General features: G+C 46.6%; 17 protein-coding genes. 8 read left to right on the forward strand and 9 right to left on the reverse strand.

Annotated features, from left to right (window positions below; translation table 11 throughout):
• Nucleotides 1–21: 21 nt before the first annotated feature.
• From FE296_RS05915 to FE296_RS05925, 3 genes are all read left to right on the forward strand, one after another.
• Nucleotides 22–969: an AraC family transcriptional regulator gene (locus FE296_RS05915; protein WP_150364488.1), complete on the forward strand. Its 948-nt coding sequence runs from the start codon at nucleotides 22–24 to the stop codon at nucleotides 967–969.
• A 120-nt stretch (nucleotides 970–1089) separates the two neighbouring features.
• Entirely contained in the window at nucleotides 1090–4221 is a 3132-nt protein-coding gene (locus tag FE296_RS05920; RefSeq protein ID WP_150364489.1) for an ATP-binding protein, read from the forward strand.
• Complete coding sequence (locus tag FE296_RS05925) at nucleotides 4218–5336, forward strand: response regulator (protein ID WP_150364490.1); 1119 nt, start codon at nucleotides 4218–4220, stop codon at nucleotides 5334–5336. The genes FE296_RS05920 and FE296_RS05925 overlap by 4 nt, the downstream gene beginning before the upstream one ends.
• Before the next feature lie 171 nt (nucleotides 5337–5507).
• On the opposite strand, the gene FE296_RS05930 is transcribed toward FE296_RS05925, so the two are convergent.
• The 3 genes from FE296_RS05930 to FE296_RS05940 all read right to left on the reverse strand — a co-directional run bounded on the left by FE296_RS05930 (nucleotide 5508) and on the right by FE296_RS05940 (nucleotide 8471).
• Nucleotides 5508–6689, reverse strand: coding sequence for a DUF4317 domain-containing protein (locus tag FE296_RS05930; RefSeq protein WP_036668338.1), 1182 nt, complete (start codon nucleotides 6687–6689; stop codon nucleotides 5508–5510).
• Between the two features lie 226 nt (nucleotides 6690–6915).
• Complete coding sequence (locus FE296_RS05935; protein ID WP_150364491.1) at nucleotides 6916–7623, reverse strand: DNA alkylation repair protein; 708 nt, start codon at nucleotides 7621–7623, stop codon at nucleotides 6916–6918.
• A 32-nt stretch (nucleotides 7624–7655) separates the two neighbouring features.
• Nucleotides 7656–8471, reverse strand: coding sequence for an AAA family ATPase (locus FE296_RS05940; RefSeq protein ID WP_150364492.1), 816 nt, complete (start codon nucleotides 8469–8471; stop codon nucleotides 7656–7658).
• Between the two features lie 269 nt (nucleotides 8472–8740).
• Here FE296_RS05940 and FE296_RS05945 point away from each other — a divergent pair, with 269 nt between their 5' ends.
• Together FE296_RS05945 and FE296_RS05950 are read left to right on the forward strand one after the other, a co-directional pair.
• Entirely contained in the window at nucleotides 8741–9904 is a 1164-nt protein-coding gene (locus FE296_RS05945; RefSeq protein WP_150364493.1) for a glycoside hydrolase family 27 protein, read from the forward strand.
• Nucleotides 9905–10108: a hypothetical protein gene (locus tag FE296_RS05950; RefSeq protein ID WP_074093540.1), complete on the forward strand. Its 204-nt coding sequence runs from the start codon at nucleotides 9905–9907 to the stop codon at nucleotides 10106–10108.
• Nucleotides 10109–10110: 2 nt separating this feature from the next.
• Here FE296_RS05950 and FE296_RS05955 read toward each other — a convergent pair whose 3' ends face one another.
• Nucleotides 10111–10821 carry a helix-turn-helix domain-containing protein gene (locus FE296_RS05955; protein WP_317889400.1) on the reverse strand — a complete coding sequence of 237 codons (711 nt, stop codon included), beginning with the start codon at nucleotides 10819–10821 and terminating at the stop codon, nucleotides 10111–10113.
• Nucleotides 10736–10921 (reverse strand): cupin domain-containing protein, encoded by a 186-nt coding sequence (locus tag FE296_RS33215; protein ID WP_223868784.1) that lies wholly within the window; start codon nucleotides 10919–10921, stop codon nucleotides 10736–10738. Before FE296_RS33215 ends, FE296_RS05955 begins: the two co-directional genes overlap by 86 nt.
• Nucleotides 10922–11002: 81 nt before the next feature.
• On the opposite strand from FE296_RS33215, the gene FE296_RS05960 reads away from it, so the two are divergent.
• Nucleotides 11003–12538: a carboxylesterase/lipase family protein gene (locus FE296_RS05960; protein ID WP_150364494.1), complete on the forward strand. Its 1536-nt coding sequence runs from the start codon at nucleotides 11003–11005 to the stop codon at nucleotides 12536–12538.
• Nucleotides 12539–12739: 201 nt separating this feature from the next.
• Here the strand turns inward: FE296_RS05960 and FE296_RS05965 are convergent, their stop codons facing one another.
• Both FE296_RS05965 and FE296_RS05970 read right to left on the reverse strand, forming a co-directional pair.
• Complete coding sequence (locus FE296_RS05965) at nucleotides 12740–14083, reverse strand: HAMP domain-containing sensor histidine kinase (protein ID WP_124118592.1); 1344 nt, start codon at nucleotides 14081–14083, stop codon at nucleotides 12740–12742.
• Complete coding sequence (locus FE296_RS05970) at nucleotides 14076–14768, reverse strand: response regulator transcription factor (RefSeq protein WP_124118591.1); 693 nt, start codon at nucleotides 14766–14768, stop codon at nucleotides 14076–14078. The genes FE296_RS05965 and FE296_RS05970 overlap by 8 nt, the downstream gene beginning before the upstream one ends.
• Before the next feature lie 159 nt (nucleotides 14769–14927).
• On the opposite strand from FE296_RS05970, the gene FE296_RS05975 reads away from it, so the two are divergent.
• Together FE296_RS05975 and FE296_RS05980 are read left to right on the forward strand one after the other, a co-directional pair.
• Entirely contained in the window at nucleotides 14928–15689 is a 762-nt protein-coding gene (locus FE296_RS05975) for a TVP38/TMEM64 family protein (RefSeq protein WP_150364495.1), read from the forward strand.
• A gap of 41 nt (nucleotides 15690–15730) precedes the next feature.
• Nucleotides 15731–16306 carry a GNAT family N-acetyltransferase gene (locus FE296_RS05980; protein ID WP_124118589.1) on the forward strand — a complete coding sequence of 192 codons (576 nt, stop codon included), beginning with the start codon at nucleotides 15731–15733 and terminating at the stop codon, nucleotides 16304–16306.
• Nucleotides 16307–16506: 200 nt separating this feature from the next.
• On the opposite strand, the gene FE296_RS05985 is transcribed toward FE296_RS05980, so the two are convergent.
• Together FE296_RS05985 and FE296_RS05990 are read right to left on the reverse strand one after the other, a co-directional pair.
• On the reverse strand, nucleotides 16507–17673 hold the full coding sequence (locus FE296_RS05985; RefSeq protein WP_150364496.1) for a cobalamin-independent methionine synthase II family protein: 1167 nt from the start codon (nucleotides 17671–17673) through the stop codon (nucleotides 16507–16509).
• Nucleotides 17674–17843: 170 nt separating this feature from the next.
• Nucleotides 17844–18413 carry an SF0329 family protein gene (locus FE296_RS05990; RefSeq protein WP_150364497.1) on the reverse strand — a complete coding sequence of 190 codons (570 nt, stop codon included), beginning with the start codon at nucleotides 18411–18413 and terminating at the stop codon, nucleotides 17844–17846.
• Between the last annotated feature and the right edge of the window lie 31 nt (nucleotides 18414–18444).

Here is an 18444-nt window from a genome sequence, read left to right on the forward strand (position 1 = left end):
TATACCTAGGAGTCCTCGAAAATGCCCAAACCGAAGAAACCTGTCATTGAATATCGTCACTACAGTCTGCCCATTGATTTCCCTGTCCTGTTACTCAGTGGAGACCGCTGGAGAATATCCGATATCAAGAGTGAGCATCTTCATTTCCATAACCACATGGAGATTGGCATCTGTTATTCCGATGGAGGAATCATGGAGATTAAGGGAGAATCTGTGCCTTTTCGGGCAGGCGATGTCACGTTCATTCCCCGCTATCTTCCGCATACCACGTACAGTTCACCTAATAACGCCAGCCTGTGGGCTTATATCTTTTTTTCACCGGAAGAACTCTTCCGCCATTCGCTCAAAACAGCACAAACTCACATTGAACCGAATTTATGGGCGATTCAGGGAACCAATTGCATTCTGAATAAGGAACAGCATCCCAAAATTCACACACTCGCAACATCAGTGGTGGAAGAGATACAGCAGCAGTCCCCCTATTATCGGGAGAGCGCGTATGGCTTGTTGATATCTCTATATATCGAACTGCTTCGAATTCATGCGAGCAGCGAGCGCTTGTCATCTCAGGATCAGGAACGGGAACGAGACCTCCAAGGGGACTTGGTCATCTCACCCGTGCTGGAGTTTATCACCAAAAACTATATGATGCCTGTGACCATCGATTATCTCGCTGATCTGTGTCATCTGAGTACAACGCATTTTCGCCGCAAGTTCCATGAAATTATGGGAACCACACCGCTTGATTTTCTGAACAGCACCCGGATTGAAGAGGCATGCAAACGATTAAAAAGCACCGAGGCGTCCATTCTATCCATCTCCGAGCAAGTTGGCTTCCGATCCATCTCCAGCTTTAACCGCTGCTTCGCCAAACTGATGGGAGAATCGCCTAAAGCCTGGCGCAAAGGGGCTCATACAGAAGCACAGTCTGCAAAAGCATCGATATTGGAATTCACGGGGTGGGTATGAAGGAATTTGTCGAAATATGATTGCACCCCCCAGAGATATTCGCTACAATGCCGATAGAATACAAGAGATTTGGTTCGAATCTGCCAATAGATCAAACAACCTCTAAAGGAGCAGCATTTCGTGTTATTAAAAATTTCAGGCGTTGTCCTGACTGTTGTACTTGCCATTACCGTACTGCTGCTGTCAACGATCAGAGAACCACAATCTGCTGCGCTTCATGCCCGTCAGGGTGTTCTGGACCTCTCGGCTTGGGACCCTGAACAAGACGAGCGGATCAAGCTGGACGGGGAGTGGGAATTTTACTGGGAGCGATTGCTTCCTGACGAATCTGCAACATCGAATCAGGCTGGTCCAACGAAAGAACCCGACACTTATGCAACCGTTCCCGGCTCCTGGAATCGACTTAAAGTGAATGGCGAACGACTGCCAACCCACGGCTTCGCCACGTATCGACTAGTGCTGCGTAATGCACCTGTTGAAGGAACGCTGGCGATCAAAAAAATGAACATCCGTTTTGCCAGCGAAATCTACATCAATGGCACCAAGCTGCTGGAAGATGGGCATGCCGTGGCAAAATCCGCAGGTTACCGACCAGGCAACTCCCCCCAGATTGGCTTTTTCCCCTATCATGGCGGTGACATTGAGATTATGATCCGGGTGGCTAATTACGATTACACGGACGCTGGCATTCCGGGTCCACTCTTTTTCGGCGAACAAGCAGCCATGCTGAAAAAACATCAATTCAACACAGCTATCGAATTTGGCACACTTGCTGTACTGGGTACCATTTCGATTATATTCCTCATCAGTTACCTGGGGTCTGCACTCTACCGAAACAGGGACGATTCCCTGCTGCTGATTGGTCTAATCTGTCTGTTGTATGCACTCTATAACGGCATGATCAGCGAACGTGTGTTATCCATGGTGAACACCGAAATTTCCTTTAGCACGCTCTATAAATTAAAAGATTTCTGCTCCGTTGCATGCCTGGGTCTGCTGACCTTTTACTTCTACCGATTCAAAACAGGCATCCTGTCCGGTCTGCTTACAACGGTAATCCTGATTATCTTCGGAGCTTACTTATGCATGGTCGCGCTCCTGCCTATTTCCATCTATGGGTTGGCTGCGCCTTACGTTGTCGTTATGTACACGGTGATGCTGCTCTGGTTGTTATATCAATGCGCATCACAGTTTCTGACGAGTGAGAAGGGTGATCGGCTGTCTACTTTCTTGTGGTATGCGGCTCTCTTAAGCATCATGCTGTACTGTCTGGACATTAACCTCTTCTCCATCTCACTTAAGGAAAATATGAACATCGGGCAGGTCTCCATCGTCCTGTTCAGCATCCTGATGCTGTTTCTGGCGGTACTTCGGTTCTTCGAAGCCTATCGTACAGTCCGTGAGCTCAAAGATCAGCTGCTCTTGCTGGATAAGGTTAAAGATGACTTCCTATCGAACACCTCGCATGAGCTCAAAACACCGCTGAATGCCATTGTGAACATCAGTGAGAGCCTGCTCAAAGGTGCCGAAGGTCCCCTTACCGACGAACAGGCGCATAACCTGGCGATCGTGACGGGAAGCGGCAGACGATTAACCTATTTGGTCGATGAATTGCTGGATTATTCGAAAATGAAACATGGCGACATCCCGCTCCACCGGTCTTCAACCGATCTGTACTCATTTGTCGAATCGGTCATGCGTATGCACTCCTTCCTGCTTGGCGCGAAAAAGGTGGAGCTTATCAACCGCATCCCTGCGCATTTCCCGCCGATCTACGCAGACGGCAACCGACTGATTCAAATTTTGCATAATCTAATCGGCAATGCAGTTAAGTTCACGGAACGTGGCACGGTAAGCATCAAAGCTGCGGTTGTGCAAGGCAAAGCTGAAATACGCATTGTGGATACCGGCCGTGGTATCGGTACGGACAAGCTGGAACATATCTTCCTGCCGTTCGAGCAGGAAGCAGATACGGGGCCAGTCGTTGCCGGAGGCACCGGTCTAGGACTGAGCATTACTCGCAAGCTGGTCGAGCTGCACGGCGGAACCATTCATGCGGAATCGGCACCCGGCATGGGTGCTACGTTCATCCTGACCTTTCCGCTGGCAGAGAAAAAAGGAGAGAAACGTTCCAACGTCATGCCGCTTACCATCGCTCCTACAGGTCCTGGTAATCGGCTACTCCGGTTCGAAGAACCAACGATTGTACAAGGGAATAAAGACGAATGGATCATCGTTGTGGATGACGACTCGGCTAATTTGCAGACCATAGTAAATCTCTTGAAGCTGGAAGGATACAGTTACGCGGTCACTTCACGCTCACCTTCGGTACTGGAACTGCTCGACCAGCTTCCCGCCGTGCATCTCGTCATTGCTGATATCATGATGCCTGACATGTCGGGTTACGAATTGCTGGAACGGATCAGGGAGCGCTTCTCTCCTTCCGAGTTGCCTGTACTCATGCTGACGGCGAGTAATAAAGCTAATCAATTGAAGCTGGCCTTGGAGAAAGGCGCCAATGATTTTGTATCCAAGCCGTTCGAATCGGAGGAACTGCTGGCACGGATCGGCGGTTTGACTCGGATGAAAACATCCGTCCAAGCTGCGCGAGATGCGGAAATATCTTTTTTGCGATCACAGATGAACCCGCACTTTCTGTATAACGCTCTAAACGCCATTGCCGAATTGTGCGTGGATGCGCCGAATCGGGCAGAACAATTGATTTTGCAATTATCGAGTTACTTAAGGCGCAGTGTGCACTTCAAACATCTGGACTCCAAAACCAGCCTGATGAACGAACTGGAGATGATCGAAGCATACGTTGCGATTGAGCAGGCACGCTTCGGCTCACGGCTGGAGGTCATTATCGATGTGGATGCGGACGTGAACCGAAACATGGACATTCCGCCCCTCACGTTGCAACCCCTGATCGAAAACGCGATTCGTCACGGGCTGATGTCCAGCATTCGCGGTGGTCGCGTCATGTTGTCCATTCGTAATCTGAATGATACGGAAACACGCTTCACCATTGAGGACAACGGAATTGGCATAACCAAGCAAAGAATGGACGAAATTCGGCAATCCACGGACGGCAGTAACGGCGTTGGCCTATGGAATATTTCCAGCCGGTTGAACCTGATGTATGGCAGACACCTTCAGATGGAAAGTCTGGACGGCGAGGGAACGCGGATTACATTTGATCTTCCAAATCAACGTATAAGCACAGATGGGAACGGGGGTTATGAAACATGATAAAAGTCATCATCGTGGATGATGAGGATCTGTCGCTCAAGCGACTGAATCGCATTTTGACAGAAAGCGGAGAAGTCGTGGTATGTCGTGCGTTTCATGATCCGGAGGAAGCCTGTGAATATGCGGCAGGGAATAGCTTCGATGCGGCATTTCTGGACATTACGATGCCTCGCATCTCGGGGATGCACCTCATTGGTGAATTACGTAAACATCACCCTTCGCTCCCCATCGTTCTGGTGACCGGATATGAGGAATATGCGGTGCAGGCCTTCGACAAAGAGGTGAACGATTACGTTATTAAGCCGGTCACGGCAGAGCGACTGAACCGCAGCATTCAGCGGTTGCAGGAAAAGCTTCACAAGTCCGTGACAACGCCCGAGCCAGCGGTGCCTGAACCGAAACTGAACGTTCGTCTGTTCGGTGAATTCACCGTGTTCGGTGGAGTTGGAGCAGACAGTCCCATCAAGCTTAGAACACCCAAAACGGAAGAGTTACTCGCCTTCTTGCTGTATACCAAATCAACCACCCGCGATGCCTTGGCTGATACGTTGTGGAAGGATCTCAGTCCGCAGAAGGCCTGGACGAACATCAATTCCACACTGTACTACGTGCGGCGTGCTATCGGGGATAACAGTGACGTGCCGATCATTCTTAAGGACAGAAACGGTATCCGTATCGACCGGGAAGCGATTAACTGTGATCTGTACGAGTTCGAGGCTTTGTTCCGGCAGATGCGTCAGGCATCGGCACATCGCCCCGAGCTCTTCGAGCAGATGGACACGTTGTATACGGGTGAACTTCTAAAAGGAAGGCATTATGAGTGGGCTTTCGCGTGGTCCAGACAGCTGGAGCTGGATTTCATCATGACGATGGAAACTGCTGCCCACTATCATGCGAAGGAAGGCGAGCCGTTACGAGCGCTGTATTATTTTGAACGTATCCTCCAGATTGATTCGATTCGGGAAGATATTCATCACGAGATCATCCTGTTGTACCTGTCGCTTGGACGAAGAACCGAAGCGCAGCGACAGTATCTGGTGCTGGAGGAATTGCTCCAAGAGGAGCTTGGCTCCAGTCCGGCAGCAGATATCAAACAACTGTTGCGACAGTCATGAAACAGCAAAAAAGCCCATGCCTTGGCATACTGAACTGCTCCTATCGTAGTCTTCTAAGGTCTACTATGACAGGGAGCAGTTCAGTGTTACTTTAGGCTTGGGCTTTTTGCAATAGATGGACGTTCGTTCATCCTGGTCAGATGATATTACATCATCATTGTCTAGAATCAATCACTCATTTATAAGTTTTTCTGTATTAAGGGTAAACCCTTCAATCACGACATCTTCGTCCACTTCGATCATGATGCAACGTCTGCCTTGATAGTTCACCTGTTTCACATATCTCAGGTCTTGTGGGCTAACCGAAATCGTAGCAACCTTGGTTTCAATCTTAATGGACTTGGACGTGAACTTCGGCATAACACTAGTCGCCTTCATTTCATAATTCTTGTTGTCAACGATCGTTTCGAAGGCACGTTCTACTTTCTCCGTTGTCAGATCCTCTATACCGCTTGCGGTCAGTACACGTTCCAGATCTTTATAATCCAGCTTCGGAGGTTCTTCCTCATGGGACTCTTCGTTAATCTCGATGACTCGGTTAATCTCCTCATATACATGTGCAATGGTGGCTGAATCGAGCTGTTCACCGGCCACTTCCTTAACGATATCTTCGAAGATCGCCCGTTCTTCCAGTGCGGTTACGGATCTTTCTCCATTCAATACATTTTCAACAAAATGCGGATCCGGGAAATTGGATTTCCCTGTACAATATAGTACACGATTCACATCGGAGTAGTTGTCCGTCACGCTAGGGTACAGGAACCCTTGCTCTGGCGTGCTTAATTTGATAATTGGATCGACAATAATGTTGTATTTGAATTCTCTCTCCACGTAATCAAACAAGAGTGTTTTCCGCTGTTTCTCCGTGGAATTTACGCTGCACAGAATGAACGGATGGGCGAACACCTCATTCTTCTCACTCTCTTCCGTGGCTTCGTTTCTAGCCTTGGTTGGCAGATAATACTGTCCTCGCACAAACGTAGCTACCATGTCCCGCTCAAACTTCGTATCCACCAACATTCGATCCACGAGCAGCAGCATCAGATCCTGCCATTCATCCGGATCACCTGTTACCAGAGCCTGGTGAAGCAGTACCTGTGCCGGGTCCTCCGCCGCTTCCTGGAACTTCAACTCAAACAACTTCTGATCCAAATCACCTGTCAGCAATTTTTTGAAATTGCCCATGTACAGCTCCTGCTTCTCTCTGTCCACCAGTTCGAACGGATGACGCTCCCAGTGATAGACCTCGTTGGTTTCCTTCGTAATATACACGTTGAGGATATCGTAAATATTCAGTAGATCGTGATCGAGTTTAAACTGCTTGCGTATATGCGCGACTTCTTTTTTATTCATATTGGATTCGGCAACTCCTTAGATATGTTTCTGGCTTTATTAGTATAAAGGATCGACAGAAAATTTGTTGACTAACTTGTAGCTTGACGGTTACTAGATTTCAGTTACACACGCACGTGATATTCACAACAACACAAAAAGGGAGACACTCTTTACATGCATGCGAGCACCTCCTGTATGTGTTACATCCCTGATGTTCTAGTCTATCACATTACAGCGATTGCGATTAACATCTTACATATTTACGCTTGAAGCCCGTCCGCCCTTTTTCCACTGCCTTTTGAATATTCTCAGAGGCATTCAGCAGCTTGCTCTTGGGCATGTCCTTGTTCACTTCGACAGGGCCAACGGCCTTGGCTGTCTCCACCGCCAGATCGTGCAACGGTTGATAGGATGTTGCAACGGTATACAGGAAGTTGTTCATCGAATATTTCGTTCGTTCCGGAGATTCGTGAATCGTCTTTTTGACCTGTTCCAGCATCTCCATCAGTTTATTCTCCGAAAATTCAGCATCCTTTCGACTGCCGAGCAACCAACAGTAACAGCTCCATCCTGCTGACATTTTCAATTCATCTCCGCTGGCGATCCACTTATCCGAAACTTCTTGAGCAATATCCGTCTCCGCCAGCGTAACGGCAACGATGAAGTCAGAGATCATGTAAAAATAAGCAGCATCAATCCAACGATCAAAATCGGCTTCCGTCATCGCTTGAGGATCGGCAATCACGCCCGCAAAGTACATCGCATCATAATTCCCCGTTGCATATAGTTGCTCCGCCAAAGGTTGATCCTTTTTGATCCGCTTCGCCATTGGTTTCATCGCACCGGTTGCCACGCCAAATAACGGTTCATGCGCACCATTGGAGATATATATTTTTTTCGTTCGTTCTTTGCCCAGCGCTTCTAGCTCTTGCATCACTTCATCTAGATTCATTGCACAACACTCCAAATCCTATTTAATTATTTTCATTCCTGATCGAACAGACGCTTATGTTTGTCAAAAAAATGGTAGAAAAAACGCACATTGTCCAGTTCAAACCACTCTGCCGTTTGCAAAATCGTCCTGTCGAGATTGTAAATTTTAGCATGGAGCGTCCCCAGAACAAAGGGCGAGTGCGTCGAAATGATAAATTGACTGTCAAAATATCGTGCCAACTCATTGATTTGCTCCGCCAGTCTGATTTGGTTAACAGGAGAAAGCGATGTTTCCGGTTCATCCAATAAATACAATTGGCCCGGAAGCAGGTACTCTTCGAAAAACTGCATGGAGGTTTCTCCATTGGAGTATTTTTCCTGAGAAAACTGAATGTTATCCAGCTTTTTCTTGAATGCATAGGAATGCGCTAACTCTTCTGTCTCGGCCTTGCTCATTCCTTGTTGAGACTGTTCATACAACAGTCCTTCGCGGAGCACATTTGCTTGCTGAATTTTCTTGATCTCATATAAAATGTCCTCTGACTTGATGTATCGGCTCCCTTCTGGCAGTTGCCGGATGACATGCTCCTGTTCGTCACGCCCAAGCTCATAACTGCTCTTATCCAGAAAACGCTGCACATAGGCGCTATTTCCATACGTTGTCATTCGTTCAGAACCTGTAATTCCCAACTTGTTGGCGATCACGTTCAGCAGGGTGGATTTGCCAGAGCCGTTGCTGCCATAGAGCACAGTGACTCGATCAAAAATAAGGACTTCTCCTGAGATATGTTTGAATACATGATCAGGATATATATTGGGGTTGCCGGAAATTTGCGAAGACAACTTGAAATTGCTTAGATAAATCATTGACTCACTCCTTATCCAGCGTTTCGCACAGATCCCTGAAAAGATAGATATAACTTCTACGCAGACAGACATTTTTCCTTTCTTATGCTTCTACCGGCAACTTCTGATACCTGCCGAGAGCCTGATTGGAAGAGCTAATTTCCCCAGCACAAGCGGAGCAACATATGTCCATGTCCAAGCAACGTTAAGCTATGGCAGGATACGTCGCTCATCGTTTATGTTCAGTTTAGTGTTGTTAACCAAACCGAGATGAGGAAGGATGCGAGAGCATGAGCAACAATCAAGTGTTAGGCTTTGCCCCTGCCTTGGGCTGGAATTCGTGGAATACCTTTACGTGGGATATTAACGAACAATTAATTCGGGATGTCGCTGATGTGTTTGTATCGGAAGGTTATCTGGCCGCTGGTTACGAGTATATTGTCATTGATGATTGCTGGAGCCTGAAGGAACGTGATGCGAGCGGCAATCTGGTGGCGGACCCGGAGAAATTCCCGAGTGGAATGAGAGCGCTTTCTGATTATATCCATAGCAAAGGACTAAAGTTCGGCATGTATTCATGCGTAGGTACGCATACATGTGCCGGGTATCCAGGCAGCTTTGAGCATGAATTCCAGGATGCTGCCCTTTTTGCCGAATGGGGCGTTGATTATTTGAAGTATGATTACTGCTTCAAGCCGCGCCATATCTCAGGAGAGCTGCTGTACAAACGGATGAGCCTTGCGCTCAAAAACTGCGGACGCGATATCCTGTTCTCCGCCTGCAACTGGGGAGCCGACGATGTATACGATTGGATTCGGGAATCGGGTGCTCATATGTACCGCTCCACCGGCGATATCCGTGACAATTGGGATTCAGTGAAGGAACTTGCCCTGTCCCAACTGGGAAAACAAAGCTACACCGGCTCCTTCTGCCATAACGACATGGATATGCTGATTGTAGGTATGTATGGTGGAAGCAACAATGATTATATTGGCAGCATCGGCGGATGCAACGACATCGAATATAAAACCCACTTCTCACTTTGGTCCATGATGGGTTCCCCATTAATGATCGGATGTGACGTGCGCAAGGCCAACCAGATCACAAAGGATATTCTCCTGAATCCTGACCTGATCGCTATCAATCAGGATGTAGAAGCACGCGGAGCTTACCGCATTAAACCAGAACCGCAATGGTTTCATACAGACGATGTATTTATGCTGGTGAAGGTTCTCACAGATGGAGATCTAGCTATTGGTTTCTTCAACCTGAGTGACAGCCAGCGGGAATTGTCTTTGCAATTTTGGGATATGGGTCTGCCTTACGCTGCCGGTTATGCCCTGTCCCTGTATGACTGCTGGAAACATAAAGAGCTTGGCGTATTCCGTGAACGCTTCGCTCCCGTTGTCGCAGCACATGATTGCCTCGTCGTCCGGGCCAAACTGGTGAAATAAATGGCTCAACATCGCCTGTGCACCTCCTGTCAGGTTCCGCTCTCTTCAGACGATGTGGGCATCTACCTCAAATTGATCTCGCGCTCTGCCCAGCAATTTCTGTGCATCGATTGTATAGGAGTGAAGTTGAACTGTGGACGCGAGCCTATTGAGAAGCTGATCCGTTATTTCCGAGAGTCCGGGAACTGCGCCCTGTTCCGTTAACGTTATACCTTCGTCCGGTGGAGCGTCATGTACGCCGTTGGCGTGTGTGAAGTTGCTTTCTTGAATACTTTGGAAAAATATAACGGATCATTGTATCCGACAGAATAGGCTACCGATTGAATTGGCAGGCCCGACGTTTTCAGCAGTTCACAGGCGCGCTCGATTCGACAGGATGTAATATACTCCAGAACAGACTTGCCGGTTGCTCCCTTAAACAGACGAAACAAATAGCTGCGCTCCAGATTGACTGCCTTTACGATCTCCGTGACGGTCAATGTTGGCTTCCAGTAGTTCTGCTCGATGTACTTTCTCGCCAGCCAGACATAATCCTTGGCGTCCACCTGCGGCTCTTTCGGATAATACTCCATATAGTAGGAGAGCAGCAGACGCAAACGGGCATCAGCCCGCAGTAATTCATAGGATGATGCACCCGCGTTCCAGGCAAGATGGAAAAAAGGCTGCAGTGTCTCCGGTGAGATCGACACCACGGGTTGTACCTCTGAGAACTGCGTCAGCCCCAGCAACCGCCCGGCATCCTCACCGCTAAACTCCACCCAGACGTACTCCCATGGATCTTGCGGGTCTGGATAATAATAAATCTCTTTTTGCGGAAATATGATAAAGCTTTCACCCGTAACTAACCGAAAAACGCGGCCCCCCCGTCTCCAGCGTCCCTTGGCCACGGATAATATAGTGCAGTGCGTAAACGTCACGCACACCTGGCCCCCATTGGTGAGCGTTGGCCGGCTTGTGACCACCGCTTATAAAATACAAATTACTGGCTCTACTGCTCTCATGCCAAATCGGATTCAACCTTGATTCCCCCTTTCTAATGCCACGTTGATCAGATGTTCGGTAACGCTTACACGCTAAATCCAGAGAGGAGAATGTTGTATGCTTAGAATGGTTACGGTAGAACATGGACAAGTTCAAGGACTGCCCGCGGCGGACCCGCGGATTACCAGCTTCAAGGGGATTCCTTTTGCCGCACCTCCTGTAGGTGAGAACCGCTGGCGAGCTCCGCAGCCGCAGTCGAGCTGGGAAGGTGTACTGCAAGCTTTTGATTTTGCCCCCATCTCCATGCAAGCCCCAACAGTCATTGATGATAACAATATCTATACTCGCGAATGGGCCGTTGATCCCGACCTGCCCATGGACGAGGATTGTCTGTATCTGAATGTCTGGACACCAGCCAAACGCACGGACGAGAAGCTGCCTGTCTTTGTCTGGTATTTTGGCGGGGGCCTGCAAGTCGGCCATACGGCCGAAATGGAGTTTGATGGCGAGCGAATCGCTCGTAGAGGTATTGTCGTTGTGACGATTAATTATCGGCTGAATGCCTTTGGCTTCCTGTGCCATCCTGAGATTAGTGCCGAATCCCCCCATGCACCCGCCAACTTCGGTCATCTCGATCAGCAAGCAGGTACCCAGTGGGTCAAACGCAACATTGCCGCCTTTGGCGGTGATCCAGACCAGATCACCATCGGCGGACAGTCGGCAGGCGGAGGAAGTGTACTCAGCCAGATGACCTCTCCGCAAAATAAAGGCTTGTTCCAGCGAGCCGTCATCATGAGCGGTATAGCTACCGAGTTGTACCCGAAGGTCCGCGTGCCTTCTGTCCGTTCCACACTAAGGGATGCAGAACAAGCAGGGGTTGAATTTTTCGGTTTCCTTGGCGTGTCTTCCCTGGCTGAGGCGAGACAACTGGATGCTGAATATCTCCGTGACAAAGCTCTCGAATACAAAAGCTTCTGGGGAACCGTCATCGACGAACAATTCTGCGCAGGCGATCCGTTTACTCGTTTTGTTCAGCAGGAGCGCGAGGCGATACCCGTAATGCTGGGGCATACATCTTCCGAATTTTGGACCCGTCCCGCCGCAGCCAATCTGGAAGAACTGAAGCAGATGGCTGTGGAGTTGTTTGGCGAGGATGCTCCTGCCTTTTTGCAGCTATGCGAGGCTGATACCAGCCAAATCGAACATGCTTTGCAACAGGCATCGGTCCGCATGATCCAACATGCCATTCTGCTCGCCATCCGCGCGAATTGCGGTCACCCGTCTGAAACGCCTCTCTACTATTATAACTTCGACGCCGAGATTCCGGGCTGGGACCAGCCAGGCACGTTTCACTCCGTCGATCTGTGGTTCTTCTTCGAGACACTCGCCAAATGCTGGCGGCCTTTCACAGGCAAGCATTATGATCTGGCTCGCCAGATGTGTAATTATTTATCCAATTTTATTGCTACAGGTGATCCAAACGGTTCGGACTCCACCGGAAAGCTGATGCCTCATTGGACTCCTTGTACTACGGAACAGCCGTATCTCATGGAATTTGGCGATCAGGCTCAATTACAGAAGGCTGAGCCAGGACCGATGCTCGCGTTTCTAATTGAACAATATTTCAAGAAACAGAATGAACCTGTTGTTTAAAACATGAGGCTTGCCCTCTCACGATATATGTAAGAGCCATGCTGTCGCATGGCTCTTTTTGTATAGTGTGAATGGTAGAGCGATGTTCATTCGCCCATGCCCATTAGCAAGCTTCTCCACTACAGCAGTCTAAGGTAACAACAAAATCAGACAGCCAGAGAAATCCCACGGAAGACAATCAGTATCATTTCAAGAGATCCGTTATATATGAGTCTGAGTTGGTTTGTTGAAGATGACAGGTAGCGTAATCTGTAGTGAAAAGATATCTTCTTCCTGCGACACCGTCAACGTCCCGTTGTGCTGCTGAATCATTTTCTGACAACTAACGAGCCCGATTTCGTTGCTATCATTCTTTTTGCCAACACGTTTAATCTTATTCTCTACCTCAAGAATGACCCATTGTTGCTTCAAAGAAATCTGGATATGAACGGGATGCACTGGATCGGCGTATTTTCGAATATTTGAAAATATGTTATCCATTACGCGACGCATGGCGACCAGATTGATTTCCAGCAAAAACTCCTCATGATGTGCATCTGTCTGAACCTGCACATCTATATCGTCCAAAACCACTAATTGCTCATCTATGAGTTGATCGATAAGCGCTCTGCCCTCATACATTTCAAACTCTACTTCCTCTTCTTCAGCGGCAGAGGATACCGTAAAATATTCGAATAGTTTGTCCGACAGCACTTTGATCTGATAGGCCTTCTCCCGGCTATTATGAATATACTGCAACAGATCCTCATGTGTCTTATATTTGTTGAGCTCTATGATATCCATATATCCTAATAGAATCGTGAGTGGTGTTCGCAAATCATGGGAAATCGCCGTGATCAATTCACGGTTGGCCATCCTGACCCTCTCCTCGCTGCCCAGCCGCTCCACAAATGATTTCCTCATCTCATCAATACTCTGGGCCAGAGATGACAGTTCATCCTTTCCCGATATCGTAATCGAATAATCCAAATTTCCACCTTCGAGTATTTTGATCTCTTGTTCAAGCACGCCAATATAAGATGTTTTCTTATTAATCATCAGTAAAAAGGAAACAAGGAACACAATGGCCGCTATGAAAACACCAATAATCAGAATGAGGTTGTAGTATTGATACTCATAAAAGCTAACCAAGTATATCTGGGCATCCTGATCCGCAAAATGGATGGTGGTGATGGGTATTTTCGATGGCACGAATTGAGTTAACAGTTCTTCATTAATGGCAGGATCAATCTCCGTGTTGGAGGAAAATATCAATTTGTCTTTTGCAAAAATATACAGATTTAAGTAGCGCTCATGTCTTATCCAAGCAGACAATTGCTCATGATCACGGGTTGACACGTTCTGGTTATCCACAAATGCTTCGAATCGATCAAGCGCATCTTGCTGCCTGTTCTCTACAAAAGTGGATTTGCTTAAATAACTATCCAATACAGTCTCGCCAACAACTTGTAAAATAACGAGTGCACTTATGGAAATGACCAAAGAAATGACAACCGCCAGAACCAGTTTAATCTTCAGCTTTTTTCCGATTAATAATCTATTCAATTTTGTACCCCTTCCCCCAAACGGTCTTCACATATTTAGGGTTCTGCGGGTCATCCTCCAGTTTGCCTCTCAAGTTACGAATATGAACCATGACCGTGTTATTACACGTATAAAAATAGGGTTGCCCCCAAACACTCTCATATATATTTTCTGCCGAGAATACCTTTCGTCGCTTCTTAGCCAACAGCAGCAAAATCTGGTATTCAATTTCAGTTAGAGCAATCTCCTTCTCCCCAACAAACACGGCTTTTGAATCCTGATGGACGGTAAGATCCTTAACGATAATTTGGTCCTTTTCTTCGATCTTCTCCTTGCCCCGATATATATAATATCTCCGCAGTAAAGCCTTCACCCGCGAAACAAGTTCTGTATAGGAAAAGGGTTTGGACAAAAAGTCATCACTGCCTGAGGAAAAGGCCAATTGTTTGTCAGAATCCTGCGTTTTCGCTGTGAGAAACAGGATCGGTGCGCTTGTTTTTTCGCGAATCTCCAGACACGCCTTCAGCCCCGATTTATTGGGCATCATCATATCCAAAATAATGAGATCCGTCTCTTCGTTCACTTTATCAATCGCATCTTGACCATCTATCGCTTCAATCACTTCATAATTCTCACTCTCTAACAAAATCCTTACAATTTCACGAATTTCACTGTTATCATCAGCAATTAGAATTTTCTTGCTCATCTGATCCCTCCGTCTAATTTCAGTATAATATGCGCTATTAGCGACTACCAGCAAATACAATCGACTTAAGAATTCTTCAGAAGTTATGTAGGTATCTCTTAATAATTTCGTCTTATACTGTAAATATGTAGAAGTTATTACACAAAGGGGTCGTCAGGAATGCCACAAACTTCGAAAAAAGTAATGATTAACATATTGTTGGGTCTGTTCATCATGTTGTCCATTGGTTTACTGGTGTATTATTCTCCTGCCATTATTAAAATCATGTCATCCATGGACAATTTCAGAGCGTATATTCATTCAACAGGCCATTGGGGTCCGGTCATGTTTATTTTATTCCAGATTCTTCAGATCGTGGTTGCACCTATTCCAGGAGAAGTGGTACAGATTGCAGGCGGTTATATCTATGGGGTTACAATTGGGTCCTTGTATACTACAATAGGCTTGATTATAGGCTCAGCGATCGCCTTTTATTTCACCCGTTATATCGGTCGCGCCTATATTTCACGACTAATGCAAAAGAAAAATAATAAGTGGATGTCGTTAATTCATGATGAGAAGAAGTTCTCCGCTTTTTTATTTATCTTTTTCGTAATTCCCGGCTTGCCCAAAGACATGCTTGTATTTGTCGCCGCACTTACATCGATTAGTTCGTTTAGGTTCTTCACGATCCTTATCGTTGGTCGTCTGCCGTGGATCATCGCATCTACCGTTGTAGGATCCACGATTCATATGCAACAATACACAATCGCCATTATTATTTCTGTTATCGCTGTAATCGGGTTTGTACTCGGTTATATCTATAGGGAGAAATTGGTGGGATTGTTCTCCCGGTCAGACAGTACCAAAGCCAAACCCAAGACTATACCCAGTTATAGTACGAATAGGGAGTCTCGTAAAATAAAAAGAGATACAACATGAACATAGCCAGTCTATTGATATGAAAACCGGAGGTATATCTTATGCAAGCACTTGAAACCAATCGATTAATCCTGCGAAATTTCACCGTAACGGACGCAGCCGGACTGTTGGAATACACAGCAAATCCCAGAGTGAATTGTTTTATGGATCAACGAATTTTAACATTGGAAGACGCGGAGACAGAGGTCGCAAAAAGAAGCAGTGACGATTCCCACATCGCGGTCTGCCTGAAAGACAGTAACGAGTTGATCGGTGAGCTGTTTGGTATGAGGGAAGATCGGGATTCCGATACGGATAAGGATTCGAATTCAGATACGTATAGTATTGGTTGGAATTTTAATGGCAGATATGAAGGGAAAGGATACGCCAGTGAGAGCGCCAATGCTTTCATCGAAAATCTCTTTATGGAACAGGGAATCAGAAGACTGTACGCCTATGTCGAGGATGATAACTTCCGTTCTCAGAAACTGTGTGAGAAGCTGGGCATGCGCCGGGAAGGTCTTTTTTTGGAGTTCATTTCATTTGTCAAAAATGAGGATGGCACACCGAAATACGAGAATACGTATCAATATGCCTTGTTGAAAAAGGAATGGCTGGCTCAGCGTGAATCGCAGTAATAAAGAAAGACATGCCTATGCCTCATCATTAGTTTAAAAAATTTATAGACATGAGAACGTACCCATGCGTACGTTCCACAACAAATACGGCGGCTTCTCCCTGAATAGATTCCAGAGGAAAAGTCGCCGTTTTATTATCGTGCATAACACTATTGATCGAGCAATGTGTTTATAAGGTCACAATACATTCAGCTTGAATTCTAGACGGTGCTGCCCCAATATTGCTTTGCAATCTTCTGCCCTTGATCAATCTTCGCCCATTGCTGAGCTTCGCTTAATTCGTTACCACCATCACAGGATGCAAAGCCGCATTGGTGAGACAGCAGCAGCCGATCCTTATCGATGATTTTGGAAGCTTCGTCCAGCAAACGGACAACTCGCGCTTCATCATCGAGTGTACTCGTTTTGGATGACAACAGACCCAGTACAATTTCCGTTTCAGGTCTGTCCTTGAACACTTCCAGAGCTTCAATTGAACCCGCACGATCATCATCCCACTCCAGGAAGAAACGGTCATACTTCAATTGCTTCAGGAACAGATTCGCAATTTTGGCATACGATCCACCACCCATGTTGCGGGAATCATAATTGCCACGGCAGTTATGTGTCCACATTTTCAAGCCAAGACTGTGACCAAAGTCAATCACGGTATTGTTAATATCAATAAATTCAGTTGCGAGACCTGATACTTCATCTTGATTAATATGCTCCCCTGTAAACGGAGAGTTCGGGTTGTCGTCTGCAAACAGTTCCCACAGGCAATCATCGAATTGCAGAATTTTGCCGCCCACTGCAGCGAATTCCTCCACGAATTCCTTATACGCGATCACAAGACCCTCTTTGAGTTCCTGTATGTTTTGATATACAGCATCCGTTCCACCAATGTTATCCGACCAGGAAAGCTCACCGAAAATATGGGAAGGAGACGGTACACAAAGTTTCGTTTGTTGCTCGCCAGCCGTGTCTTGCAGTTGTTGGAACAACTGAATGAAATGATGATTCTTTCCGCTCAATTTATCAGTGATGCGCAGTCCAATATCTTTGCGTGTTTCATATTTCGATGTTCCGTCCACATCTCTGAAGAAATAGCCGTGATCCGCGATGTAACGCTTCACGCCGCCAAATCCCCATACAAAGTCCAGATGCCACATCGATTTAGAAAATTCGCCATCGGTAACAACGGACAAGTTATGTTCGATTTCCTTAGCGACAACTTGTTTGATTGCCTCCGTCTCACACTTCTCATACCCTTCGTAGTTTTCATAGAACGGATATTGGATATCATCATTATGTTCAATTTGCGTTTTATATTTCAGCAGCTCATCCGGCCGCAATAAACTTCCTACGATCTGGAACTTATCAGTCATGTAAAAAACCCCCTCGTTGTATACAATGATCATATCACGCTGAGGGCAGTTAGAAGGGATACTTAAAAACCATAACTGGTTATAGTTAAAAGCTATATCCACTTGTCAGGCAGATTTCAGTGAAACCGTCACCGACACAGTGTACCTCTATCCGTAAATGTTATTCAATTTCACACCGTACGACGACGCAGTTCATAAAAATACTGAACGGCAGGATGCTTTAATTTGACCTGCTCAGACATGTTCAGAATTCGCTTTTTGCCAACTCTTCTGTCCATTAAAGCCAGAATATTAAACAAGATATCCTTGCTCTCCAGATTATCCTCTATAGAAGTGGATAAATACGTCGTAGCTGCAACGGTAAAATTCGATTTACTGAGTGCGGTCTGAGCCAACAACAGTTCTTTGGCATGTACGGAGATTTTTCTACTTCTTGCCATGACTTGAAGACGATCCTCGGGAACGGGTCCTTTGGAATCTTTTCTGATAGCTTCAATCTCTTCATCGCTCACAGGAATCATGATCTCCGGATCACTCTTGATCTCCTGCTCTGTCTGATACCATCGGATTGGGGTTGTAGTATCGCTCATGTTGAGTACATTCTTTTTATCTACAGTGATATAACAATTGCCTGATTTATCAGGTGAATAGCGATAGCTGGTAGCACGGTACTCCACCCTTCCAACTAACGCAGGACTAAGAAAACTCTCCAGTTGTTGCTTCAATTTGCTCCAGGACATAAATCCTCCTATTATCAAAAGCCTACCGCAT

It is taken from the genome of Paenibacillus sp. UASWS1643 (assembly GCF_008693195.1).
GTDB lineage: Bacteria > Bacillota > Bacilli > Paenibacillales > Paenibacillaceae > Paenibacillus > Paenibacillus amylolyticus_B.